At 69.0% G+C, this 22,022-nt stretch carries 24 protein-coding genes and 1 pseudogene; 10 read left to right on the forward strand and 15 right to left on the reverse strand.

All coding sequences use genetic code 11. The features are described 5' to 3' along the window. Positions 1 to 9: 9 nt before the first annotated feature. The 4 genes from ACWCRB_RS05515 to ACWCRB_RS05530 form a co-directional block, all read right to left on the reverse strand. Positions 10 to 975, reverse strand: a complete 966-nt coding sequence (locus ACWCRB_RS05515) for a hypothetical protein (RefSeq protein WP_450994782.1) — start codon at positions 973 to 975, stop codon at positions 10 to 12. After that, positions 972 to 3,014, reverse strand: a complete 2,043-nt coding sequence (locus ACWCRB_RS05520; protein WP_450994783.1) for a hypothetical protein — start codon at positions 3,012 to 3,014, stop codon at positions 972 to 974. The genes ACWCRB_RS05515 and ACWCRB_RS05520 overlap by 4 nt, the downstream gene beginning before the upstream one ends. Positions 3,015 to 3,461: 447 nt before the next feature. Next, positions 3,462 to 3,875: a hypothetical protein gene (locus ACWCRB_RS05525; RefSeq protein WP_450994784.1), complete on the reverse strand. Its 414-nt coding sequence runs from the start codon at positions 3,873 to 3,875 to the stop codon at positions 3,462 to 3,464. A 135-nt stretch (positions 3,876 to 4,010) separates the two neighbouring features. Next, a complete protein-coding gene (locus tag ACWCRB_RS05530) occupies positions 4,011 to 4,487 on the reverse strand; it encodes a DUF5959 family protein (RefSeq protein ID WP_450994785.1) in 477 nt (158 codons plus the stop codon). Positions 4,488 to 4,579: 92 nt separating this feature from the next. Between ACWCRB_RS05530 and ACWCRB_RS05535 the strand changes: the two genes are divergently transcribed. Continuing rightward, entirely contained in the window at positions 4,580 to 5,347 is a 768-nt protein-coding gene (locus tag ACWCRB_RS05535; RefSeq protein WP_450994786.1) for a PIG-L deacetylase family protein, read from the forward strand. 295 nt (positions 5,348 to 5,642) lie between these two features. Beyond that, a complete protein-coding gene (locus ACWCRB_RS05540) occupies positions 5,643 to 6,575 on the forward strand; it encodes an endonuclease/exonuclease/phosphatase family protein (RefSeq protein ID WP_450994787.1) in 933 nt (310 codons plus the stop codon). Between the two features lie 16 nt (positions 6,576 to 6,591). Here the strand turns inward: ACWCRB_RS05540 and ACWCRB_RS05545 are convergent, their stop codons facing one another. From ACWCRB_RS05545 to ACWCRB_RS05560, 4 genes and pseudogenes are all read right to left on the reverse strand, one after another. Next, a complete protein-coding gene (locus ACWCRB_RS05545; protein WP_450994788.1) occupies positions 6,592 to 6,846 on the reverse strand; it encodes a hypothetical protein in 255 nt (84 codons plus the stop codon). Continuing rightward, positions 6,834 to 7,628 (reverse strand): annotated as a pseudogene (locus tag ACWCRB_RS05550) (serine/threonine-protein kinase); the annotation flags it as partial. The gene ACWCRB_RS05545 and the pseudogene ACWCRB_RS05550, both read right to left, overlap by 13 nt. A 246-nt stretch (positions 7,629 to 7,874) precedes the next feature. Then, positions 7,875 to 8,597 carry a hypothetical protein gene (locus tag ACWCRB_RS05555; RefSeq protein ID WP_450994789.1) on the reverse strand — a complete coding sequence of 241 codons (723 nt, stop codon included), beginning with the start codon at positions 8,595 to 8,597 and terminating at the stop codon, positions 7,875 to 7,877. Positions 8,598 to 8,647: 50 nt separating this feature from the next. After that, positions 8,648 to 9,061, reverse strand: a complete 414-nt coding sequence (locus ACWCRB_RS05560; protein WP_450994790.1) for a DUF6924 domain-containing protein — start codon at positions 9,059 to 9,061, stop codon at positions 8,648 to 8,650. A gap of 238 nt (positions 9,062 to 9,299) precedes the next feature. Here ACWCRB_RS05560 and ACWCRB_RS05565 point away from each other — a divergent pair, with 238 nt between their 5' ends. The 3 genes from ACWCRB_RS05565 to ACWCRB_RS05575 all read left to right on the forward strand — a co-directional run bounded on the left by ACWCRB_RS05565 (position 9,300) and on the right by ACWCRB_RS05575 (position 12,205). Beyond that, positions 9,300 to 9,875 carry a peptidase inhibitor family I36 protein gene (locus ACWCRB_RS05565; RefSeq protein ID WP_450994791.1) on the forward strand — a complete coding sequence of 192 codons (576 nt, stop codon included), beginning with the start codon at positions 9,300 to 9,302 and terminating at the stop codon, positions 9,873 to 9,875. Between the two features lie 195 nt (positions 9,876 to 10,070). Beyond that, complete coding sequence (locus tag ACWCRB_RS05570) at positions 10,071 to 11,120, forward strand: ArsR/SmtB family transcription factor (RefSeq protein ID WP_450994792.1); 1,050 nt, start codon at positions 10,071 to 10,073, stop codon at positions 11,118 to 11,120. 113 nt (positions 11,121 to 11,233) lie between these two features. Further along, the gene (locus ACWCRB_RS05575; RefSeq protein ID WP_450994793.1) at positions 11,234 to 12,205 is read left to right on the forward strand and encodes an NAD(P)-dependent alcohol dehydrogenase; all 972 of its coding nucleotides are present in this window, start codon (positions 11,234 to 11,236) and stop codon (positions 12,203 to 12,205) included. Here the strand turns inward: ACWCRB_RS05575 and ACWCRB_RS05580 are convergent, their stop codons facing one another. Next, complete coding sequence (locus tag ACWCRB_RS05580; RefSeq protein WP_450994794.1) at positions 12,206 to 12,571, reverse strand: DoxX family protein; 366 nt, start codon at positions 12,569 to 12,571, stop codon at positions 12,206 to 12,208. Positions 12,572 to 12,691: 120 nt separating this feature from the next. Here ACWCRB_RS05580 and ACWCRB_RS05585 point away from each other — a divergent pair, with 120 nt between their 5' ends. The 3 genes from ACWCRB_RS05585 to ACWCRB_RS05595 are packed head-to-tail and all read left to right on the forward strand — an operon-like array spanning position 12,692 to position 13,937. Beyond that, positions 12,692 to 13,099, forward strand: a complete 408-nt coding sequence (locus ACWCRB_RS05585) for a winged helix-turn-helix transcriptional regulator (RefSeq protein WP_450994795.1) — start codon at positions 12,692 to 12,694, stop codon at positions 13,097 to 13,099. 55 nt (positions 13,100 to 13,154) lie between these two features. Further along, complete coding sequence (locus ACWCRB_RS05590) at positions 13,155 to 13,583, forward strand: hypothetical protein (RefSeq protein ID WP_450994796.1); 429 nt, start codon at positions 13,155 to 13,157, stop codon at positions 13,581 to 13,583. 45 nt (positions 13,584 to 13,628) lie between these two features. Next, a complete protein-coding gene (locus ACWCRB_RS05595; protein WP_450994797.1) occupies positions 13,629 to 13,937 on the forward strand; it encodes a hypothetical protein in 309 nt (102 codons plus the stop codon). A 121-nt stretch (positions 13,938 to 14,058) separates the two neighbouring features. Here ACWCRB_RS05595 and ACWCRB_RS05600 read toward each other — a convergent pair whose 3' ends face one another. Beyond that, positions 14,059 to 15,015 carry a GlxA family transcriptional regulator gene (locus ACWCRB_RS05600; RefSeq protein WP_450994798.1) on the reverse strand — a complete coding sequence of 319 codons (957 nt, stop codon included), beginning with the start codon at positions 15,013 to 15,015 and terminating at the stop codon, positions 14,059 to 14,061. Between the two features lie 94 nt (positions 15,016 to 15,109). On the opposite strand from ACWCRB_RS05600, the gene ACWCRB_RS05605 reads away from it, so the two are divergent. After that, positions 15,110 to 15,559 (forward strand): hypothetical protein, encoded by a 450-nt coding sequence (locus ACWCRB_RS05605; RefSeq protein WP_450994799.1) that lies wholly within the window; start codon positions 15,110 to 15,112, stop codon positions 15,557 to 15,559. 64 nt (positions 15,560 to 15,623) lie between these two features. Here the strand turns inward: ACWCRB_RS05605 and ACWCRB_RS05610 are convergent, their stop codons facing one another. Together ACWCRB_RS05610 and ACWCRB_RS05615 are read right to left on the reverse strand one after the other, a co-directional pair. After that, on the reverse strand, positions 15,624 to 16,130 hold the full coding sequence (locus tag ACWCRB_RS05610; protein ID WP_450994800.1) for a hypothetical protein: 507 nt from the start codon (positions 16,128 to 16,130) through the stop codon (positions 15,624 to 15,626). 100 nt (positions 16,131 to 16,230) lie between these two features. Continuing rightward, entirely contained in the window at positions 16,231 to 17,574 is a 1,344-nt protein-coding gene (locus tag ACWCRB_RS05615; protein ID WP_450994801.1) for a DUF445 domain-containing protein, read from the reverse strand. Positions 17,575 to 17,781: 207 nt separating this feature from the next. Here ACWCRB_RS05615 and ACWCRB_RS05620 point away from each other — a divergent pair, with 207 nt between their 5' ends. Then, a complete protein-coding gene (locus ACWCRB_RS05620; RefSeq protein ID WP_450994802.1) occupies positions 17,782 to 19,128 on the forward strand; it encodes an SGNH/GDSL hydrolase family protein in 1,347 nt (448 codons plus the stop codon). A 250-nt stretch (positions 19,129 to 19,378) separates the two neighbouring features. Here the strand turns inward: ACWCRB_RS05620 and ACWCRB_RS05625 are convergent, their stop codons facing one another. From ACWCRB_RS05625 to ACWCRB_RS05635, 3 genes are read right to left on the reverse strand one after another with little or no spacing between them, the layout of a single operon-like run. Next, the gene (locus ACWCRB_RS05625) at positions 19,379 to 20,110 is read right to left on the reverse strand and encodes a DUF1707 SHOCT-like domain-containing protein (protein ID WP_450994803.1); all 732 of its coding nucleotides are present in this window, start codon (positions 20,108 to 20,110) and stop codon (positions 19,379 to 19,381) included. A 32-nt stretch (positions 20,111 to 20,142) separates the two neighbouring features. After that, positions 20,143 to 21,117: an ABC transporter ATP-binding protein gene (locus ACWCRB_RS05630; RefSeq protein ID WP_450994804.1), complete on the reverse strand. Its 975-nt coding sequence runs from the start codon at positions 21,115 to 21,117 to the stop codon at positions 20,143 to 20,145. Positions 21,118 to 21,121: 4 nt separating this feature from the next. After that, a complete protein-coding gene (locus tag ACWCRB_RS05635) occupies positions 21,122 to 21,991 on the reverse strand; it encodes an ABC transporter permease (RefSeq protein ID WP_450994853.1) in 870 nt (289 codons plus the stop codon). Between the last annotated feature and the right edge of the window lie 31 nt (positions 21,992 to 22,022).

The following is a 22,022-nucleotide window of genomic DNA, read 5'->3' on the forward strand; positions in this document are numbered from 1 at the left end:
ACGCCTTCCTCAGTCGTTCCTGTCACCGAGCTCTTGCTTGAGTGACATTGCAATGCGCTCGGCGACAGCACGAGGGACATTGCTATAGATAATCGTCCTGTATTTTTCCCCAAATTCGGGAGGCAGAGCTGTACACATGACAGCAATTCGCCGCTGGAGATCCGGCAAAGGCTTTCCCCAGTCTACGATGAGTCGGCCGAAACGCTCTCGCCCGCGCCCTTCCTCCGGAAACCAGCGAAGATTCCTTCGGGATTCAATCCCAAGCCGGTCCAGCTCCAGGTAGATTCCGCGTTCCTGGGATACAGAATGCCAGGATCCTTCCCTGAAAATCTGGCACACCAAACGGTGATCGGCGCGCCTGAATCGGTAGAGCCCGTCCTTTTCCCAGCGTTTGACTGGCACGAATATCGGCTGGGGCAAGCTGAGGTCGTACATTTCCAGTGGAGTGCCAGAGGCTGGATCCGCAGCTGGCGGACCGAGCACAAGCGAGGGCAGCAAAGCAGTTGCCTGGATAGCGAAGCAGTCACAGTGTTCAACGCCGAGCCCTGCTGCCGTCTCAGGGAGCGCCCTAGGCTCGTCGTATTGCACCAGCCATGTATCTGGCACCGGAATGTCGGTCTCAGGGATTTGACTAGGCACTCTAATGAGCGTCAGGTCTTCCAACTCCGCTAGCGTCACACGCTCTTCAAACCTGGCCGTACGGCTGCCCACAAGGGCAGCAAGACCATCTGCCGACGGCAGCCCGGTGAGCACGCCGGGAGCCACACACCAGCGGCCTGTACGCCAGTCGACGTCGAGATGTCCCAGCGACTGGCAGTCCCTAATCCATCGACCCGCCGCGCCAAGTGAGATGGGGAGATTCTCGCTACGTGCCAGCCATGTAGCGCCGCGTTTCAGGTCCGTGATGTGCCCCGATCCCACCTCGCTAGCCCAGCGCAACAGCAATCCGCCAACATCGGTCTTGACACTGGTCACTTCAGCACCTCCCCGGCTGCCGTGACATATGCACTCCACAAGGGACCGCTCCCCGCTTGGGCTGCGGACAGCACCGCCTCAGCCCACTCGGTATCGTCGGCCGCCGGAGCCGGATCCGATGTCTGCGCACCGCTCGCCAGGCTCTTCACCGTCGTCCGCTGCCGCGAGCGCTGGATCACCCACACATAGCCTTCGGGGACGGTCACCTCTGCGTGGTAGCCATACGCCTGGAGAGGAAGGCGATCGTTCATCCACTCCGGGATATCGGGCAGGTCCAGCGAGAGCAGTTCCCCGTGTCCCCCGATAAGCACAAGTTCCTTCACACTTCGCGGGACCAATAGAGTCCTTGGCAGCGTCAACTTCGCGGGAGCTTCCGCGCCTCGGATCGCCGACACCTCGGGATCCAGCGCTTTGGCTTCGCTCTCCGCCGACGCATCACAGAGATGTCCGATGCTTCCGGTACCAGGAGCCTGCTTTTCCCACAGCCCCGATGAAACAGTAAATGTTGCCATTCCCTGGTCTGGCGTGCTGACTTGGTAGAACCCGTCAGCAAAAGGCATCAGTCTCGCCGGGAAGGGCCTCAGTACCTCCTGTAGTGGGAAGCCATGGGAATCATTCTGATCGTTGTTACTCAGCGTGACTCGCAACACTGTCTCGCCCTTGGACACATCACGCGGAAGCAGCCAGTCCGGGACACCGCGCTGGAGGTAATGGTGAGGGCCGAGATCTCTGCCGATCCCAAGACCACCGATGAACCGGATGCCGCGACGGGTCGACGGGACGAAGTGCGCGGTGTGTGGACCACCGCCCTTGAGTAGGGCTGCGGGGGTGACCTCGCTCTTCAAGTCAACGTTCTTAATCAGCGTCCAGCCCGTGAGAGGCGCTTTACGTTCGACGATTCTGGTGTTGTCAGCAATCTCGCCAAGCACAGAGCGCACGTCGCCGAGTTCACTGTTCGGCACAAGGAGGATGTGCGGCTCACCGGGGCTGAAAGTGCCGACGCTGACGAAGTCACCGCTGTATTCGTCTTCTGCGAAGAAGACGAATGGCTGAGGCAGCCATTCCAGATAGAGATCGTTTCCCTCAAGAACCAACCCGTGCCTCAACTGATCTGCCGTGACGTCGAGTTCCTCCAAGCCCCGGTAGAGTCCCCCGTAGGGGTCCACGAGCTCGTAGTCAACACTCAACGCCTCGTAGCGGACCGTCGTCGCTGAGGCTCCCTGTGCCGCCTCAGCAGCCCAGTGCAGTTGCCGGGCCCGCCCAGACAGCACGAGACGCAAGGCGGACGCACGCCTCACACGTGGACCATCCTCGTAGAGATTGCCGTCCCAATGCTCGACCAGGCGCTCCAACAGCTTGGCTAGAACTGCACGCTTGTCGACGGCCTCGGCTCCAGTGCCCGCTGTGTGGAGCACCTTAAGCAGTGTGCGGGACAGGCCATGCGGATTTCTTGAGGTCCAAAGCCGCAGGAGCCGGATGATCTCTTGTCCCGGGTACTCCTCGGGGCTCCCAGGTCTGACCCCCATGGCTGCAAAGAAGGTAGTGAGGATACGCCGGTCCTGCTCCCTCAAAAGGGCCTGGGACATCGGGTAGCCGATGCGCGTCAGATGGGTGTCGCCGGAGATCGTGCTGTAGCCCCGCTCGCCGCCTTGCACCTCAAGCCAGGCGTCCAGCGCTCCCCACATGTCAGCCACAGATTTGAAGTGGGCGCGCAGTGTGGTCTGTTCGTGCTCGCCGACACCAAACACGTCAGCTAGTCGCCTGTAGTAATTGGAGGACGAAATGTCCCCATCCGACGCCATCTTGGAGGCAGCCAGCACACTTGCCGCGAGTAGCGGCAAGCTCGGCGGAGCGTCATTCCGGTGCCCGTAAGCCCATTGTTGGCAGCGCCACTCAAGACGGGTAAATATTTCAGTAGGTCGGCCCCAGTACAGTTCTGCGCTCACTGAGTCTGCCAGTCTCACGGCTAGGCCGTGGCGGAGCATCAGCGAACCTTCCGTCCGCTCGTCCACGTAGAAGACCGCCGCGTGGCCGGACATGCGCCGACCAAAGAACTCTTGCTCCAGTGCGCTCTGCCACTGGTCGTACGCCGACTGCCGTGACCCGCCGGACACGCCAACTCCCCTCACTGGCACTGCCCCTACGCAGAAGGAAGGCTCCCCTCAGCGTTGGCGAGCCGTATCGGGCCCTGCCAAGTCTGCACGCAGGCGCATATGCACATCATCGGCGATGTCTGCTGCACTTGTGAGTGAAAATCGCCATTTCTCCGCAGCTAAAGGCTGCTCACGGTCACATCCCGTCCTGTGGTGTAGCCGTGCGGATCGCGCGACGCCGCCCGGCCCTCTGACACGGTCACCGGTCGGGTCGACGCGCGGCGGTCCGCGCTACCCTCGCGTGCTGGTGCGGCGATCTGGCGCACCAGTAGCAGTTCAGCAACCGTGGCCTGCAGAGTCGTGGCTGACCGGCGCTGCCCCACTTCCTCTGCCTCAGCGGGCCGGGCCGCCACCTCTGGACGCTCGTACCCAGGCCCGTACGCGCGTCCAGCGCTGCGACCGGTCCCCCCGGGAATGGATCACCTGCGTGTAGTGAAACCCCAACCCGGCTGCCGACACCCCGGTGTTCCGCACCCGGTACTCCAGATTCGCGGCGATCACGGCGCTGAGGACCGTCAGCAAGAGTCCGCCGTTTCCCGCGCCTTCGGAGTCCGTGGTGATGCCGTAGACGGTCATGACCGCGAAGGGGATCGTGGCCACCGCGAATATCCAGGCCAGCCCGCGGAAGAACTGCTGACGCCGCCGCGTCTCCCCGGCGTCCAGGACGCGGATGGTGACGTTCTTCCGGCAGGTGGGGCAGACGACCTTGGCTGTCTCGGGGCCGTGGTCGGGGCGGCGGAGACGCATGCGCGTCTTCGGTTCGCCGCTGCTGTTGTGGATGAGGTGGAAATCGACGTGTGAGTGAACCGGAACCAGCTGCACGACTACCCCCGTTGGCGTGGTCGGAGGAGCATGGCAGCAAGCAGGCCCGGCGAACAGGGTTCAGCGCCTGCGGTTCGGGCTCCACTCGTACGTCATCGGTGCCGTCTCGACGACTTCGCTGGGCCAGGTCTGCCTCACCTGTTCCAGGCGCTGCTGATGCTCATGGACCCAGTCACCCTCCGGGCGGATTACCAGAAGCGTCGAGAGACGGTCCGGGTCTTCGACCGCGACCCGCAGTTGGCCGTCCTCGTTCATGTGGAGGGTGAGGCTCAGGCCTCGGTCCCCTCCGATGGTGGCCTGTCGGCCCGGGGCAAGGTCGGACAGGTCTTGTTGCCAGTCGTCGAGGTCCTCTTGGAAGAGGTACACATCCAGCCCGGCGTCGACGTCGCTCGCGGATACCAGCACCTGCACCTCGGCGTACAGAATGTCGTGGCCGGTCAGCACGCCCGGCTCGGAGCGTCCGGTGACGCGCACGATGCAGCGGGTTCCGTCCGCGTCCTCCAAGTGGATCAGGTCCACCGGATCAGGTTCGGCCATGACGACACTCGCCTCCATCTCGTCGAGAGCGCACAACTCGCACCGACCTACCTATGATCCGTACGCCTCGCCCCGCACCGGAAGGCACCCCCATGCCCCTCCCCACCCTCCTCGCCGTCTTCGCCCACCCCGACGACGAGTCCATCTCCGCCGGCGGCACCCTCGCCCGCCACTCAACCTCCGGTGCCCGTACCGCAGTTGTCACCGCGACCTGGGACGCAACCACCCACCGCGCCGCCGAACTCGCCGAAGCGCTTCGTATTCTCGGCGCCGAGGCGCCCCGCATGCTCGGCTACGCCGACTCCCGTGTCCCGCAGTCCGCCCCGGGCAAGCCACGCTTCCTCGACGCGCCGCTCGACGAAGCGGTCGGGCAACTGGTCGCGCACATCCGGGAGTTCCGGCCGGAGATCGTGGTCACGCATGATGCGTACGGTGGGCTGACCGGGCACGAGGATCATGTGCACACGCACCGGGTGACCCTGCTCGCCGTCCACGCGGCCGGACTTGAGCGGCTCTACCCGGGCGCCGGTGAGCCCTGGCAGCCGAGCGTCCTGTACCTGGCCACGCATCCGCACTCGGCCACAGCCGCGTGGGGCGGGCATCTCGCCCCCACCGGCAAGGCCATGCTCACCGTGCCGGACGAGACGGTCAGCGCGACCGTCGACGTCAGGCCCTGGCTGGAGCAGAAGGTCGCCGCTGTGCTGGCCCACCAGACCGAGGTCGAGCGGGGAGCCGCTCCCGGGCTGATCGCCGGGCTCGCCCCCGCCGAACGGGAACTGCTGCTCTCCACCGAGTGGTACATCCGCCACGACCTCGTCTCCGCATCGGCGCCGGCAGCGCAGACAGAACTCGCCGTGTAGGGAAGCCCTGGTTCCAGGGTGCGCGCATCTCCATGAGGCCGCCAGTTGTCAGTCGCCGGTTGCCGGTTGCCGGTTGTCGGATGTCGGATGTCGGTTGTCCGGGCTTGATGGCCGCTGAGGTTGCGGGTCGGGTCCGTTGGAGGAAGCTGGAAGTACGGGGAAAAGGGGAAACATGACGAGGGAACCACAGGGGTGGTTTCGAGTCGCCGGTCCCGTTCTCTCCCCCCTTCTGCTCTCCCCCCTTCCCCTTCCCCCCCCTTCCCTCCCCTTTTCTTGCCTCTTTTCGGAGGTCCGGATGACCACCCTGCGACTGGCCACGTTCAATGTCGAGAACCTCTTCGCGCGCTGGCGTTTCAAAGAAGGTGTGAATCCCGCGGATGCCAACAAGCGGGGGTGGATAGTCGATCGGACTCAGTTCGTCGAGCTGGGTCAGGACGACAAGGCCATCACCGGGGCCGCGTTGCGCGAGGTCGGTGCGGACGTGCTCGCTCTTCAGGAAGTGGAGAACGTGGACACGCTCAAGCACTTCCGCGCGCGTTCGCTCGGTGCGGCCTATCCGTACGTCGCCGGGGTGGACGGAAACGATCCGCGGCTGATCGACGTGGCCGTGCTCTCCAGGTTCCCGATCACCCACATCCGCTCCCACCAGCACTTCCTGGACCCCATCAGCCCTACGACGGCCCTGTTCTCCCGGGACTGTCTCGAGGTCGACGTGGAGGTCGGGGCGGGCGCCTCGACGCGGACGGTGACGCTGTACGTCAACCACTTCAAGTCGATGAGCGGCGGGCGGAGCGAGACCCGCGAGAAGCGAGTGCAGCAGGCCGCGAAAGTCATGGAGCTGGTCACCGAGCGCTTCGGCCGCAACCCGGGCGACAGTGCGTTCGTGGTCCTGGGAGATCTCAACGACTACCTGGCGACGGACGAGGAGGGTACTCCGGGCATAAGCGATCTGGTCGGCTGGGACCAGGTGGAGAACGTCGTGACCCGGCTGCCCGCGGACGAGCAATGGACCCACTACTACGCCAAGGACGACGAATACCACCAGCTGGACTACCTGCTGCCGTCGGCCTCGCTCGCCGCCGCTACCACCGTGGTCCCCGAGATCTACCGCAAGGGGCTGCCACTGCGGGCGAACAAGTACACGGGCCCCCGCCTCATGGGCGTCGGCATGGACAAACCCAAGGCCTCCGACCACTGTCCGGTCGTCTTCGAGATCGAGGTCGCGTGAGGGCTGTACATGGTGCTCAGGTCTTCCCGAGCTGGTCGTACCGCCCCAAGAAGCGCGGCGCGCCGTTCTCCACCCGGTGCAGGAAAAGGCCGTTGACCAGGTGGAACTGTTCGGTCCCCGCGTCGAATGCGATGGTCTTGGCGAGGCCCTTGTAGCTGGACGCGCGGAGCCTGCGCACCATGGCGCCCCGTTCGACCTCGACAGCGCCGAGCCCGCCCAGTCCCTGAGCGACGAAGAGCAGCGCGTCGTACGCCTCCACCGCGAAGTGCACATGTGCAGCAGCGTCAGCAGTTCGCCGCTGTCCGTGTCACCGCTCTCCGCGTCGCCGTCGTCGTCGGATCCGATGCCGGCCAGGTCGGGTTCGTCGTGGACCGTGCGGTAGAGCAGGGCGTCCACCGTGCCGGTGCCGAAGGGCGGGCGGCCGGTCGCCGCGTACGCGAGCAGACAGCCCAGCGAGAAGATGTCGCGCGGCGGGCCCACCTCCGCGCCGCGTGCCTCGGCCTGCTCGGGGGAGAGGAAGCCGGGCGTGCCGACGACCATGTCGGCGGAGGTGATCGCGGTCTCGTCGGTCGCGCGGGCGATGCCGAAGTCGATCAGGCGCGGACCGTCCACGGCGAGCAGGACGTTGGCGGGCTTGACGTCACGGTGGACGAGCCCGGCCGCGTGCACCTCGCGGAGCGCCATGGCGAGCATCCGGCCGAGGATCCGTACGCTCCGGGCGGGCAGCGGACCATGCCGTACGACGGCCTCCCCGAGCGAGGGTCCGGGCACGAAGACGGCGGCCAGCCAGGGCTCCACCGCGTCCGGGTCGGCCCCGGTGACGGGGACCGCCCAGGGGCTGGTCACCCGGCGGGCGGCCTCGACCTCGCGGCGGAAGCGGGCGCGGAAGTCCGGCTCGTCGGCGTACTCGGCCTGGATGACCTTGACGGCGGACAGTGACCCGGCCTCCGTACGGCCGAGGTAGACCACGCCCATGCCGCCCGCGCCGAGGCGGGCGAGGAGCCGGTGGCCGCCGATCGAGGAGGGGTCGGTGGGGAGCAGACGCTCGCTCATTCGGCCGCCCCCAGTTCGGTCTCGACGTCGCGCAACATCTGGGTTATCGCCTGGCTCATGGCGGTTCTGACCTCTGCCTCGGTCCTGCCCTTGGCGCCCCGGCCGACGACGGCGACGGTGACCTGGCCCAGTCGGCTCTGGGTCCAGTAGTAGTAGTAGTAGTGGGGGCCGCCGAGTTCGTCGCTGTAGTACTGGCCGCCCTCCGAGAGCGAGTCCTCGGAGGTGAAAACGGTCTGTCTCGGCGCACTACGGAATGGCCGCGTCCCGCTGCCGGATCGCCCGCCTCTCCTCCCGCCGACGCCACCACGCGAGCCCGAACCCCACCCCGGCGATCAGCGCCGGCACGGCCAACTCCGTTGCCAGGGAAGCCACCCAGTCCGGGTTCAGCTGCCGCGTCGTACCGCTGGTGAACCGGCAGGTCGCCTGCGGGGGAAGGAAGCTGTGGTCCAGGGTCGTCGGCGGGTTGGTTCCCCAGTCCGCGCCCGCCGCGCAGGCGGACGAGGGGCCCGCGAGCAGCTGCCAACCGGCCAGCGCGTAGAACATCAGGAACGCCGCCCCGGTCACGAAGAACGCCACCGCTGTACGGCGCAGCTTCGCGGCCCTGGAGACCGGCTCCACGAACGGGCCGCCCAGCTCCGGCTCGAACCACTCCGCGATCAGGGCGGCGAACAGACACACGACCAGGATCAGCATGCTGAGCCAGAGCAGCCCGCCGAGGACGAACCCTCCCCCGACGGACGTCACGTCCCCGTGCTCGAACTCGCAGATCGTGGCCGGGGGAAAGGCCTGGTTCCGGATGTCCCCCAGCTTGCCCGGACCCGTCACCAACCCCTGCGCGCACCGCTCGTCGAACTCCAGCATGCCGAACAGCGCCAGCGCCGAACCGACGACCACCGCACCGAACGAGATCCCGGCCGCGACCCACAGGCCGCCGGTCCGGTAGCCGCCGTACGTGCGCGTGTTTGACATTCGCGCACAGTAACCGAGCGCGAGGCCGATGGGGTCCGGTGGTCGGATGATCAGAAGCCCCGGTGGACTCCGTCCTCGCCGACAGCCGCCGCGAACTCCCAGAAGTCCATGTTCGCGATCGACAGGTTGTTCTCGATGCCCCACAGCTCGCTCGCCACGACGCGGAGGCAACGCCCGTACTCCTGCCGCAGATCCACGACGAGGAGGGGGAACTCCTGCGAGGCCAGGGCCGGTGCGTCCGCCAGGACGAGGATGGGGTGCTCGTACGCGGCCGGGAGCACGGCGAGTGCGTCCTCCGTGGTCGTTCCGGCGAACCGGTGGTCGGTGACGAGTTCGACGTTCGGCAGGAAGTCGTCCTCGCTCGGTGTGGCGAGGGCCTGACCCAGGGCCTCCCACGCCGCGTCGCTGGAGAAGTCGGTGCGCAGCACCAACGTGTCTGCGGTGCACGGCAGTTGATCGGTCACCCGCGCAGATTACTGCCGCTGCGGAGGTGCGGAGGTGCGGAGGTGCGGAACGAGTCGCCCCGTTGAGCTCCCTGTGTGACAGCTAAGCCCAGACTTAAACGTGTGGCGGCTTCTCGGCGGCCGGCGACAGCATGGGGAATCGCGGCGCCGCGTCACCACCATCCGTGTGAGCTCACCGGACAGCAAGTTCCCGAACGTGCCCAGCTGTTGCTCTCTTCCTTCAACAGATAGGGATGACATGTCCGTAGTGAAACGGTTCGCGTCCGTCGCGGCGGCGACCCTCGCCCTCCTCGCCGTGGGGCTGACCGGCCCGGCATCCGCCGGAACCGCGCAGGCCGACACGGCCTTCGGCGCGCAGGCCCGTGCCGCCGGACTCACCCAGGTGCAGGCCGACGCCCTCCAGACCGAGGTGGAAGGCAACCTCGCCCGCCTGGGCGGACGCCAGGTCTCCGCGAACGAGATCCGCCTGGCCGAGGGCGCGACGCTCCTGATCCCCGTCCCCGGCGAGAAGTACGCCCGCGACCTGACCAGCCCGGCCGGCACCCGTACCGCGGCGGCGTGGGAGTGCGACTACGGGTGGTTCTGTATGTACCGCGGCGAGAACGGCACCGGCGAGCGACTCGCCCTGTACTACTGCCAGGACCGCCTCCTGGACAACTGGACCGGCTACGGCTCCTGGTGGAACAACCAGACCCCCGGCACCCAGGCACAGTTCAAGGACCGGAACCGCAACGTCATCTTCACCACCCCCGGCGCATCCAGCTGGGACGACAGCTACTACTGGACCCCCGTCTGGTACGTCAAGCCCTGCTAGACCGCACCTGTCACAGCTCTCGCCCGGTCTCTGTCGGAGGCCGGGCGAGCGCGCGGTGCGAGGCCGTAACCGGCCCGTGCGTCCTGGCATATGCGGCAGGGGTGGCCGAATGCCCCCTTGTCCCCGCTGACGGGGGTCGGTCAGTGTCGTGGGGCACCGCTATTCACCCGATGACCGACCACCATCGGAGACCCCATGCTGCGGGTGCACTTCACCGCTGACGACGTAGCGCGCGTCCGTGTCGCCACCGCCGCCGACCCCCTCTGGGAGATCACCAACAGCTTCCAGGCGCTGGCCGAGGAGGACCACAGCCTGGTCTTCGGCGACTGGCGGCGCCAGGTACGGCCGCTGCTGGGACCGGCGGACGGGCTGCTCGCCGCGCTCCTGCCGCCGCGCGGCTACTCGCCTGACTTCCTCACGCCCGAACCGCCCGACACGCCCAACTCGCCCAGCTCGCCCGGCCGGGGCGGTACCCCCGACCTGGAGAGCGCGGTCGACACCGTACTCCGGACGCCCAAGTCCGTCCTGCGCGGCGACCTCAGACTGCTCGCCGCCTCCTCGGAACGGCCGCAGCGGCTCCGGCTGGCCGGGGTCCGCGAACTGGCCGAGGGCGAACCCGCGGCGCTGCGCCGACTCGGCGCCACCCTGCACACGTACCACCGGCGGGCGCTCGCCCCCTTCTCCCCGCACATCCGGGCGCAGGTGGACGCCGACCTGGCCGCGCGGGCCCGGGCCGCGCTGACGGGCGGCACCGACGGACTGCTGGGGAGCTTCCGGCCGGTACTGCGCTGGGAGCCGCCCGTACTGGAGGCCGACTATCCCGTCGAACGCGAACTGTGGCTCGGCGGGCGGGGGTTGCTGCTCCAACCGTCCTTCTTCTGCTCCCGAAGACCCGTCATGCTCGCCGCCCCCTCCCCCGAACGGGCCCCGGTCCTCGTCTATCCGATCCAGCACACCCCCGGCTGGGCCCGGCCGCGGGGTGCCACCCAACGGGACGCGGAACTGGGCGTGTTGCTCGGGCGTACCCGGGCCGCGATCCTGGAGGACGTCGTGACGGGCCGTACGACCGGTGAGCTGGCGCGACGGATCGGGATCTCCGGCGCGGCGGCGAGCCAGCACACCGCCGTCCTGCGCCAGGCGGGCCTGCTGCTGAGCGTGCGCCGCAGCAGACACGTGCTGCACACCATCACCCCGGCGGGGCTCGCCCTCCTGGGCTGCGCGCCGCGGACACCGTTCGGCAGGTGAGCCACGGCTTCGACGTGCATTCGGCGTGTACCGGTCGGCGGTCCAGTCCGGTCCAGTCCGGTCCGGTCCGGTCCGTCCGCAACTGCCGGGCCCGTTCCCACGTCCTCAAGGGCATGAAGGCAGCGGTGCGCAGCCGGTACGGGCCCCCGGACGTCGTCCGGATCGTCGAGACGGACAAACCCGCGGTCGGGGACGAGGACGTCCTGGTGCGGGTGCACGCCACGACCGTCAACCGGACCGACTGCGCCTACCGCGCCGCCCGGCCCTTCTTCATGCGCGCGCTCACCGGGCTCACCCGGCCACGGCTCACCGTGCTCGGCACCGAGTACGCGGGCGTGGTGGAGGCGGTCGGCGGCGGCGTCGCGTCCTTCGCCGTCGGTGACCGGGTGTTCGGGTACAACGAGGGCCCGTTCGGCACCCACGCCGAGTACGTGTCCGTTCCGCACGACGCGGCCATCGCGACCATGCCGGACGGCATGACCTTCGAGGAGGCCGCTCCCGGTACCGAGGGCGCGCACTACGCGCTGGCGTTCGTCAGGAAGTCGGGCGTCGGGGCCGGGCACGACGTCCTCGTGTACGGCGCGACCGGCGGTATCGGCTCGGCGGCGGTGCAGTTGCTGAAACAGCGCGGCGCGACCGTGACCGCGGTGTGCGACACGGCGCATCTGGAGCTGGTCAAGGGGCTCGGCGCGGACCGGGTCGTCGACCGCACGGCCCAGGACTTCACGCGGGACGAGCAGCGCTACGACGCGGTGCTCGACGCCGTCGGCAAGAGCACGTTCGGGCGCTGCAGGCGGCTGTTGAAGCCCGGCGGGGTGTACTCGTCCTCGGAGTTGGGTCCCGGCGGGCAGAACGTGTTCCTGCCGCTCGTCACGCCGCTGTTCCGGGGGCGGAAGGTGGTGTTTCCCTTCCCCGTGGAGGGTCAGGAGATGGTGCGGTTCCTCCGGGGGCTGATGGAGACCGGGGAGTTCAGGCCTGTCATCGACCGGCGGTACCCGCTGGAGCGGATCGCCGACGCCTACCGGTACGTCGAGACCGGCCAGAAGATCGGGAACGTGGTTATCACCGTCGTACCGCCGGACTGATCAGACCCACGTCGTGCCAAGGCCCGCGGCCCCCGCGGCGGCGACCAGGAGGGCGATGTTCAGGCCGATCTGCCGGGCCTCGCCACGCGAGACGTGGACCGCGATGCCGCCGACCTGGATCAGGACGAAGCCGATGGCCGCGGCGACCGCGAGCCAGGGCGCGATCCCGGTCAGCGGCGGCAGGATCAGGCCGGCCGCGCCGAGGACCTCCAGGGTTCCGATGAGTCTGACGACCGGCATCGGGACTCGGTCGACCCACCCCATCATGGGCTGGAGCTGCTCCTGGCTCTGGAGGACCTTCTTGCCTCCGGCGTAGAGGTAGAACACCGCGAGCAGCGCGGCGACGACCCAGTAGGCGACGGTCAAAGTGGCTCCCCTGCACGGTGGTTACCGGGCGGGAGTCGCTCCGGTTGCCTCATCATGGGTGAGCGTCGAGGGGCTTACAAAAGGCACACATGTGTGCCCTAGGCACATGGAGTTGTCGTCATGTCGCAGCACCAGCACACGTGCCTGATCCGCGGCGACGGCGGGCGGACGCTCCGCGCCGTGCTCGACCGGATCCGCAACAAGTGGACACTGCTGATCGTGGCGACCCTCGACCAGGGCCGTCTGCGCTTCACCGATCTGCACCGGCAGATCCCCGGGATCTCGCAGCGGATGCTGACGCTGACCCTCCGGAACCTGGAACGCGACGGCCTGGTGTCCCGGACGACGTACGCGGAGGTCCCGCCCCGCGTCGAGTACGCGCTGACCCCCACCGGCCAGAGCCTCATCCCACCGGCGCTCGCCCTCGCCGGGTGGGCGACCGAGCACATCGCGGAGATAGAGGCGGCGGCGGACGGCGGAAGCGAGGACGGCGACCAGGCCGACCCCGTCACTGGGGCAGCCGTGTGATCGGATCAGGCATAGTCGATTGGCATAATCGGAACGACCGGCGCCATCAAAGCACTTGGACGGGACCGCCTTGCTCTTCCTGAACCTGGATCGCGGTTCCCTGCTCCGTGGGCTCGCGCTGCTGTCCGGCGCCCTCGCGCTCGCGCTGTACTGCTGGGGGCTGCTGCACGTCTTCGGTGCCGTGCTGGAGGCGGAGGACGGCGGGGCGGACTCGGCGCCGGTACGGCCCTGTCGTACGACTCCTACGAAGGGTGTCGAGGCCCTCGACTACACCATCGAGTACGTCCCCCTGCGGTTCGTCTGCGAGACGCGTGGCGGCGGGAGTTACGTCTCCGATCGCGTGCCGGGGTACGTCAATCCGGGCGCGTTCGGGTTCGCGCTGGCCGGGGTCGCGCTCGCCCTCGGCGCCGGGTACGAGGCCGAGTCGGCCGCCCGCCGGGCCGCCGCCACCCCGCCGGACGAGACACCCAGGATCACGGGTTAGCCTCGCCCCGTACGACATGACCGACCGCGCGGGAGGCAGGCCACCATGGCGAAGACGACGAAGGTTCCTACGGCGCTTGTGGCCGCCGGCGGGCTTGTCGGCGGGTACGGCGTCGCTCGCTGGAGCAGGAACCGGCAGCTTGGCGGGGCGGTACTGGCTGTCGCCGGGACCGTCGCCGCTCAGCAGTGGCGGGAGCAGGCGGGGGTGGCTGCTGCGGGGGCGTTGACCGTGGCGTACGTCGGTGCGTTTGCGGGGTCGCACCCCTTGGCCAAGAGGGTGGGTGCCTGGCCTGCTGTGTTCGGGGTTGCGGGGGCTGTCGCGCTTGCGTCCTGGGTGGTGGCCGACCGGCGGTAGGGGCGCCGTTTAGGGGTTGTTGGGTCGGTGCTGCGCCGTCGTGGCTGGTCGCGCCCGCGCGGCGGAGCCGCAAATCGATACAGCCCCGCGCCCCTGAAGGCTTGCCCCTGCGGGGCTGCCTTCAGAAGGCCGCCTGGAACGTCCTTCTGTACGCTTGCGGGCTTGTTCCCACCACCCTCTTGAAGCGGTCCCTGAACGCCGTCGGGGAGCCGAAACCCGTTTGGGCGGCGATGCGTTCGACCGGGTGGGTCGTCGTCTCCAGCAGGTGTTGCGCCCGCCGCACGCGTGCCCGGTGCAGCCACTGCAGGGGTGTCGTGCCGGTCTGTTCGCGGAAGCGGCGGTTGAGGGTACGGGTGCTCATGCCGGCCTGGGCCGCGATGTCGGCCAGTGTCAGGTCGTCGCGGTCCGCCTGCTCCTCCAGCCAGCGCAGCACCGGTTCCATCGTCGCGCCCGCCGGGGCCGGCGGCTGGGCCTGGACGATGAACTGGGCCTGGCCGCCTTCCCGTTCGAGGGGCATCACGCACATCCTGGCCGCCTGCGCGGCGACCGCCGAGCCGTGGTCGTTGCGGATCATGTGCAGGCACATGTCCAGGGCCGCCGCCGCGCCCGCCGAGGTGAGGCACCGGCCGTTGTCGACGTACAGGACGTTCGGGTCGACGGTCACCTTCGGGTACATGGCCGCGAGATCCTGGGCGGCGATCCAGTGCGTGGTCGCGCGCAGTCCGTCCAGCAGGCCGGTCGCCGCGAAGAGGAACGCGCCGACGCAGATCGAGGCGATCCGCGTCCCGTTCGCCGCCGCCGCGCACAGCGCCTCCGCGACGCCCGGCGGCAACGGCAGGGTCGGGTCGACGGTGCCCGGCAGGATGATCGTGTCGGCGTCCGCGAGCGCGTCGAGCCCGTACGGGGCCCGGACGGTGAACGGCCCCGCGCTCACCTCGTCCCCCGCCGTCACCGAGCAGACCCGTACGCGGTACGCCTCCCGTCCGTCCGGCAGCCGCGCCCAGCCGAAGGCGTCGATCGGCGCGGAGAGGTCGAAGGGGATGACACCTTCGAGGGCGAGCACGGCGACGGTATGCATGGTGAGAGCCTAGAACCCGGCCCTGGCGAGAATCCGTTGACCCCTGGCAGAACCGCCACTTCTGCGTGCCCCTCCCCGCGCCTAGCGTCACCCCGTGACCAAGTTTCTCCTCGCCATCCATGTCCTTGCCGCGATCGTCGCAGTCGGTCCCGTCACCGTCGCGGCCAGCATGTTTCCGCCCAGCGCGCGGAAGGCGCTTGCGGCGCCCGATGATCCTCGGGCGCTGGAGACCGTGCGGCTGTTGCACCGGATCTGCCGGGTGTACGCGGGGGTCGGCATCGCCGTGCCTGTGTTCGGGATCGCGACGGCGAGCAGCATGGGGGTGATGGGGGATGCGTGGCTGATCGTGTCCATGGCGTTGACGGTGGCTGCGGCGATCGTGTTGGTGGTGCTGGTGCTGCCTCGGCAGGAGTCGCTTGTCGAGGGTGGGGCGGATCGGGCTGTGACCGTTCAACTCGGCATGTTCACCGGGGTCTTCAACCTGCTGTGGGCGACGGTGACGGTGTTGATGATTGTGCGCCCGGGGTCCACTACAGGGGCGTAGGTCCGGTGGTTCGTCTGCGGGCCCGGTGGGGGCTTGTCGCGCAGTTCCCCGCGCCCCTAGGGGGTCACCGCAAGCCCTGCTGGGAACTCACCGCCGACACCAAGCCCTCCAGTGACTCCTCCTCCACCCTGAACGCCCGGCCCACTCCCGCCGCCACCAGCACGCCCGCCGCGATTACCAGGGTGAAGAAGGCCCAGGTCAGGGGCCAGGCGTTGGCGAAGCCGTCGGGTGGGCCGGGGTGGGTGCGCAGGGAGATGTACATGAGGGCCGCCGGGGGGACCGCCACCAGGAGCAGGGGCCAGCCTCGGCTGTCTCGGTAGCCGAAGTAGGCGGCCAGGAGCAGGAGTACGACGCCCAGGGCGACCACCCCGACACCCGTCACCGGGGTCGTCTCCTGGGTCGAGCCCGCGCTCTCGACGCGGTTGCGCAGGTCCCAGGGGACGCAGAGGACGTACGCCGCCGAAGCGACGACGACGCCGAGTGCGCGCGTCAGCCAGCGCTCGGCCCAGGGACGCGCCCCCAGCGGCCGGAGCAGCTTCCCGGTAGTGCCAGTACCAGTCATCTCGGTCATACGTACGAGGGTTCCCTGCTCGGGAGCGGTCCGACAGAGTACGGATACTCAGGTGCGGGTACCTAGTCGCTGTACCTGGCTGCTACCTGGTTGCCGCCGGTCACACCCCTACCGCCCGCGACAGCGTGTAGATGAGCAGGCCGGCCAGTGAGCCGACCACCGTGCCGTTGATACGGATGAACTGCAGGTCGCGGCCGATGTGCGCCTCGATCTTCTTCGTCGTGTGCTCGGCGTCCCAGCCCGCGACCGTGTCCGTGATCAGGGAGGTGATCTCGCCCTGGTAGGTCGTCACGACGTACACCGCCGCGCCCTCGACCCAGCCGTCCACCTTGTTCTGCAGCCCGGCGTCGACCGACATCCGCGACCCCAGCGACAGCAGCGACGCCCGTACGCGCAGCCGCAGCTCGCTGCGCTCGTCCTCCGCCGCCGAGACGATCATCGAGCGTACGGCCGTCCAGGCGGACGCGATCAGGTCCTGGACCTCGCCGCGCCCGAGGACCTCGGTCTTCAGCCGCTCGACCCGCGCGCGGGTGTCCGTGTCGGACTGGAGGTCGGAGGCGAAGTCGTTGAGGAAGCGGTCGAGGGCGCCGCGCGCCGGGTGGGCGGGCGCGTCGCGCATCTCGGTGACGAAGCGCAGCAGCTCCTTGTAGACGCGCTCGCCGACCTTCTTGTCGACGAACCTCGGCGTCCAGCCCGGCGCCCCGCCCGCCACCGCGACCATGACCTCCGCCTCGTGCATCACGAGCCAGTCGTGGGCGCGTACGCAGATCAGGTCGACGACCCGCTTGTGGCCGCCGTCGGCGACGACCCTCTCCAGCATCTTCCCTATGCCGGGCGCGATCTCCTGGGCATCGGCCCGCCGGGTGATGGCCTCGCCGACGACCGCCTGGACGTCGGAGTCGCGGAGGACCGTGAGCGCGCCGCGCAGGGCGGCCGAGAGTTCGGCGGTGACACGGTCCGCGTGTTCCGGCTCGGCGAGCCAGGCGCCGAGGCGGCTGCCGATGCCTACGGCGCGCAGCCGCTGCCGTACGACGTCCTGGGAGAGGAAGTTCTCGCCGACGAACTCCCCGAGCGAGACACCGAGTTGGTCCTTCTTGGTGGGGATGATCGCGGTGTGCGGGATGGGCAGGCCGAGGGGCCGGCGGAAGAGGGCGGTGACCGCGAACCAGTCGGCCAGCGCACCGACCATCCCGGCCTCGGCCGCCGCGGCGACATAGCCCGTCCAGGCACCGGCGCCCTGGTCGCCGGCCCACTTGGCGAGGACGTACACGACGGCGACGAAGAGCAGCAGCCCGACCGCGGTGAGCTTCATCCGGCGCACACCGCGCATGCGCTCCTCGTCGGCGGAACCGAAGGAGGTCATGGCACGCCCCGGGACGGGACGGCCGCCCGTACCGCCCCTACCGTCCACACCGTCCCCGGTTTCCGTTCTGGTCCGTTCCACTCGCTCCACCGTTCAGTGATCCTTCCCAGTGATCCCTCACACATTGTCCCTTCTTGACCTACTCCCGGAACGGAACAGGAGTTCCCCGCGTATATCCGGAAGGAGTCCGACCGCAGGATTGGGCGGGCTCACACAGGCCCATCCCGCATCATGGGCTCAGCCCACCGGAGCCCATGGCTCCCCGCCGTACGAGGAGTCACGCATCCCATGACCAGGCGCCACGGTTATGGCCTGCTCGCCGCGATGGTCACGCTCGTCGTGGCCGTTTCCGCCGCCATCTACGTCGGGGCGACCCTCGACGACGGCAGCCGGCACACGAAGGCCGTCAGCCGCGCCCGCGGCGACTCGGGCAACGCCGTCGCCCCCGCGTCCACCGGTGCGTGGGTCGGCACCTGGGCCGCGTCCCCGGTCGACGGCGAACCGGGCACCCAGGCTAAGGGCCTGGCCGGCCGCTCCCTGCGCAACGTCGTCCACACGGCGGCAGGCGGTACGAGTGCCCGCGTCACGCTCTCCAACCTGTACGGCAAGCAGCCCCTGACCATCGCCCACGCCTCGATAGCCGTCGCCGCCGCCGAGAACAGCGCGGCGGCCGACGCCACGACGATGCGCCGCCTGACCTTCGGCGGCAGCCCCTCGGTGACGATCCCGGCCGGCCGCCAGATCGTCTCGGACGCGGTACGGGTGAGCGTCCCGCGCGACACGGACATCCTGGTGACGACGTACTCGGCGGTCCCGTCCGGCCCGGTCACCTACCATCCGCGCGCCCGGCAGATCTCGTACGCGGCGGTGGGCGACCACACGGAGGACCCGACCAGCACGGCGTACACGGAACAGACCGAGGCCTGGCGGTACGTCACCGCGGTGGACGTCCTCAGCAACCAGGCCGACGGGACGGTCGTCGTCCTCGGCGACTCCCTCACCGCGGGCAGCACGTCCAGCGTGGGCACGAACAGCCGGTGGCCGGACGTCCTGGCCGACCGCCTCCACTCGGCGGCGGAGTCCGGCTCCGACGTGCCCCGCTACAGCGTCGTCAACCAGGGCATCGGCGGCAACCGCGTCCTGCGGCACGGCGGTGTCGGCACACCGGCGCCCAACGCCAGCGGGCTGACACGGTTCGGCCGGGACGTCCTCGGCCGCACGAACGTCAAGGTCGTCGTCATCGACCTGGGCGTCAACGACATCCTGCGCGCCCGCGACCCGAAGACCCTCAGCGCAACCTCGATCGTGGCGGGCCTGCGCGAACTGGTGGCCGAGGCACATGGCCGGGGCCTGAAGGTGGTGGGCGCGACGCTGATGCCGTTCGGCGGCTTCCGCGGCTACTCGGCGACCACGGAGTCCCTACGCCAGTCCGTGAACGCACAGATCCGCGCGGGCGGGGTGTTCGACACGTACACCGACTTCGACAAGGCACTCCGCGACCCGTACGACCCGCGCCGCTTCCGCCCGGAGTACGACTCGGGGGACCACTTGCATCCGAGCGACCGGGGGTACGCGCGGATGGGAGAGGTGTTCGACCTGGAGAACTTGAAGGGGGCGGCGCCTGCGGAGCTGTGAGTGCGGGTGCGAGAGCGTGGGGGCTGGTCGCGCAGTTCCCCGCGCCCCTAAAAGCCCGTCCGTCCCGATCCGTTCGACTGCCAGCCGGTGGGGGTTGCTCGCGCAGTTCCCCGCGCCCCTGACGGGGCATCCCTGCCCGCATAGCTGCGGGCATGAGTGCCGCTAGGGGCGGCTCCCGTCCCACCGAGAGCGGCACCCCGTACAGCGCCGGGCTGCGCGACCCACCCCCGGCACCAGCGCCAACCCCGGCTCAGTCCTCGTTCCGCTTGTGCATGTTGTGCATCCCGTGGTGGAACCCGGAGTCAGAGCCACCCAGCTCCCCCCGACCCTCCCGCCGCTCCAGCTTCTCCTGGCGGCGTTCCTCTTTCAGGCGTTGGCGTTCCGCCTTCGGGAGCTTTCGGGTCACTCCCACCCCGCCCCAGAAGGCGAACCCCTGGATGATCACGCGGGGGCCGCCGGGGTCGCCCAGGACGCCTTCCTGGCCGTGGTCGAAGCCCCCCATGATGCCGACGCCCCGCACGACGACCTCGACGCCGGGCGGCACGATCACGCCCATGCCTCCCATGATCACCGCGCAGTTGACGACCACCTCACGGTCCGCGAAGTTCGCGTCCCGCAGATCGATCTCCCCACCGCCCCAGAACACGAACGTGTTGAACCGCCGGGGCATCGTCCAGCGCCCCCTGCGCTGAAACCCGCCCATGATCGCCACACCCCACCGCGAAGAACCCTCGCCCCCGACGATCCGGTCAGGCCAACCTCCGCTTCCCGTAGGTCGCTTGGCCATGTTCACCGCGGGGCCGGGCAGGTCACGCGTGATCGGCGTCAACTCGCCGTACGTACGCGCCTGGTAGGTCGCGTCCAGCCGCTCCTCGAACTCGGCCATGTCCAGCCGGCCCTCCGCGAGGGCGTCCCTCAGTACCTCGGCGACTCGTTCACGATCGGCGTCGGAGGCGCGCAGCTCCGGAAGGTCGTCCGTCATAGAGGCAGCCTACGAGGTGGCCGCTCCCGGCACTATGCCAATGTGCCCGAGGTCCGGTCGGCGTACATCTTCGCGATCACCGCCTCGATGTCCGGCTCCCGTACCGACAGGTCCACCAGCGGATACTCCGCCGCGATCCGCGCGACCAGCGGAGCCGCCGAATCCGATGCCGGGAACGCCAGCCACTGGCGCGGGCCCTCCACCCGTACGACCCGTGCCGACGGCACCTCGATCGGCGGCAGTTCGCGCTCCAGGTCCACGACCAGGGTCCGCTCGCTGTCGCCCACCTCGTGCAGGCCGGTCAGCGGGCCGTCGTACATGAGACGGCCGTGGTCGATGACCATCACACGCGAGCACAACTGCTCGATGTCCTGGAGGTCGTGGGTCGTCAGCAGGACCGTCGTGCCTCGTTCGGTGTTCAGGTCGCGGAGGAACTCGCGGACCCTCGCCTTCGAGATCACGTCCAGGCCGATCGTCGGCTCGTCGAGGTACAGCACCTCGGGGTCGTGCAGCAGCGCCGCCGCGATGTCGCCCCGCATCCGTTGCCCCAGGGAGAGTTGGCGGACGGGGACATCCAACAGGTCGGCCAGTTCCAGGAGTTCTACGCAACGGTCGAGGTTCGACCTGTAGCGCTCATCGGGAATCCTGTACATGCGGTGCATCAGGCGGTACGAGTCGATCAGTGGGAGGTCCCACCAGAGTGTTGTCCGCTGTCCGAACACCACGCCGATGCGTCGTGCGAGGCGGGTGCGTTCCCGGGACGGGTCGATGCCCGCCACTCGGAGTCGGCCGCCGGTGGGAGTCAGGATGCCCGTCAGCATCTTGATCGTTGTCGACTTTCCGGCGCCGTTCGGGCCGATGTAGCCGACCATCTCCCCTCTCGCCACCCGGAAGGAGATCGAGTCGACCGCCCGCACCTCGCGCCGCTCGCTCCGCATGAACCCGGTCTTCTTGCGCACGTCGAAGACCTTCTCGACCCGGTCCAACTCAATGAAATGACCGTCCATCTGGCTAACTCCCCGTGCTCCGGTACGAACGCAGTCCCGCCCGCCAGGCCAGCCCGGCCAGCGCGCAGCAGCCCGCCGCCACCAGTGGTGGCAGGAACGCCACCCACTCCGGCAGGTCGAGCGGATAGGGGCGGCCCAGCACGTACAGCGCGGGCAGCCAGTTGACGAAGGCCAGCGGGAGGACGAAGGTCACCCCGCGCACCAGGTCCTGCGCGAAGAGGCCCGGCGGGTACTGCAACAGCGTGGCGCCGCCGTACGTGAACGCGTTCTGCACCTCGGAGGCGTCCCGCGCCACGAACTGGAAGGCCGCGCCCCCGACGAACACCGCGCAGAAGATCGCCCCGCCGCTCACCATCGTCACGGGCACCAGCAGCACCTTGAGCATCGTCCAGTGGACGTCGTCGAGGGCCAGCAGGGCGTAGCCGAACACCATCAGACCCTGGGTGATCCGGCCCAGGCGGCGCAGCGCGAAGCGGTCCGCGGCGACCTGCGCGAGCACCGGCGCCGGCCGGACGAGCAGCGTGTCCAGGGTGCCGTCGCGGACCCGGCGCCCCAGCCGGTCCATCGACCCGACGACGAGGTCGGCGATCCCGAACGCGATCGACGACAGCCCGTACAGGAACGCGATCTCGGGCAGCGAGTAGCCGCCGAGACTGTCGACCTGGGAGAACATCAGCACGATCGTCAGGAAGTCGAGGCCGGTCGCCGCGAAGTTGCCGAACGTGGTCATCGCGAAGGAGGCCCGGTAGGCCATCGTGGACCGGATCCACATCGCGGCGATCATCCGGTACGCCCGGACACTGTCGAGCACCCGGGCGGTACGGCTCAGCGGCCCGTCGTCCCAGTCGTCGTCGGCCCACCGGTCGTCCCGCACACCGGTCTTCACCGCGCCGACGACACCCCCG

Source organism: Streptomyces sp. NPDC002156 (assembly GCF_053593675.1).

Excerpts from the sequence above, each read along its gene's own strand:
- ACWCRB_RS05565 (WP_450994791.1), top strand. The coding sequence starts at position 9,300 with ATGTCCGTAGTGAAACGGTTCGCGTCCGTCGCGGCGGCGACCCTCGCC.
- ACWCRB_RS05630 (WP_450994804.1), bottom strand. The coding sequence starts at position 21,117 with ATGGACGGTCATTTCATTGAGTTGGACCGGGTCGAGAAGGTCTTCGAC.
- ACWCRB_RS05520 (WP_450994783.1), bottom strand. The coding sequence starts at position 3,014 with ATGTCCGGCCACGCGGCGGTCTTCTACGTGGACGAGCGGACGGAAGGT.
- ACWCRB_RS05535 (WP_450994786.1), top strand. The coding sequence starts at position 4,580 with ATGCCCCTCCCCACCCTCCTCGCCGTCTTCGCCCACCCCGACGACGAG.
- ACWCRB_RS05625 (WP_450994803.1), bottom strand. The coding sequence starts at position 20,110 with ATGACGGACGACCTTCCGGAGCTGCGCGCCTCCGACGCCGATCGTGAA.
- ACWCRB_RS05610 (WP_450994800.1), bottom strand. The coding sequence starts at position 16,130 with ATGACCGAGATGACTGGTACTGGCACTACCGGGAAGCTGCTCCGGCCG.
- ACWCRB_RS05600 (WP_450994798.1), bottom strand. The coding sequence starts at position 15,015 with ATGCATACCGTCGCCGTGCTCGCCCTCGAAGGTGTCATCCCCTTCGAC.
- ACWCRB_RS05585 (WP_450994795.1), top strand. The coding sequence starts at position 12,692 with ATGTCGCAGCACCAGCACACGTGCCTGATCCGCGGCGACGGCGGGCGG.
- ACWCRB_RS05530 (WP_450994785.1), bottom strand. The coding sequence starts at position 4,487 with ATGGCCGAACCTGATCCGGTGGACCTGATCCACTTGGAGGACGCGGAC.
- ACWCRB_RS05575 (WP_450994793.1), top strand. The coding sequence starts at position 11,234 with ATGAAGGCAGCGGTGCGCAGCCGGTACGGGCCCCCGGACGTCGTCCGG.
- ACWCRB_RS05555 (WP_450994789.1), bottom strand. The coding sequence starts at position 8,597 with ATGTCAAACACGCGCACGTACGGCGGCTACCGGACCGGCGGCCTGTGG.
- ACWCRB_RS05620 (WP_450994802.1), top strand. The coding sequence starts at position 17,782 with ATGACCAGGCGCCACGGTTATGGCCTGCTCGCCGCGATGGTCACGCTC.
- ACWCRB_RS05595 (WP_450994797.1), top strand. The coding sequence starts at position 13,629 with ATGGCGAAGACGACGAAGGTTCCTACGGCGCTTGTGGCCGCCGGCGGG.
- ACWCRB_RS05525 (WP_450994784.1), bottom strand. The coding sequence starts at position 3,875 with ATGCGTCTCCGCCGCCCCGACCACGGCCCCGAGACAGCCAAGGTCGTC.
- ACWCRB_RS05570 (WP_450994792.1), top strand. The coding sequence starts at position 10,071 with ATGCTGCGGGTGCACTTCACCGCTGACGACGTAGCGCGCGTCCGTGTC.
- ACWCRB_RS05540 (WP_450994787.1), top strand. The coding sequence starts at position 5,643 with ATGACCACCCTGCGACTGGCCACGTTCAATGTCGAGAACCTCTTCGCG.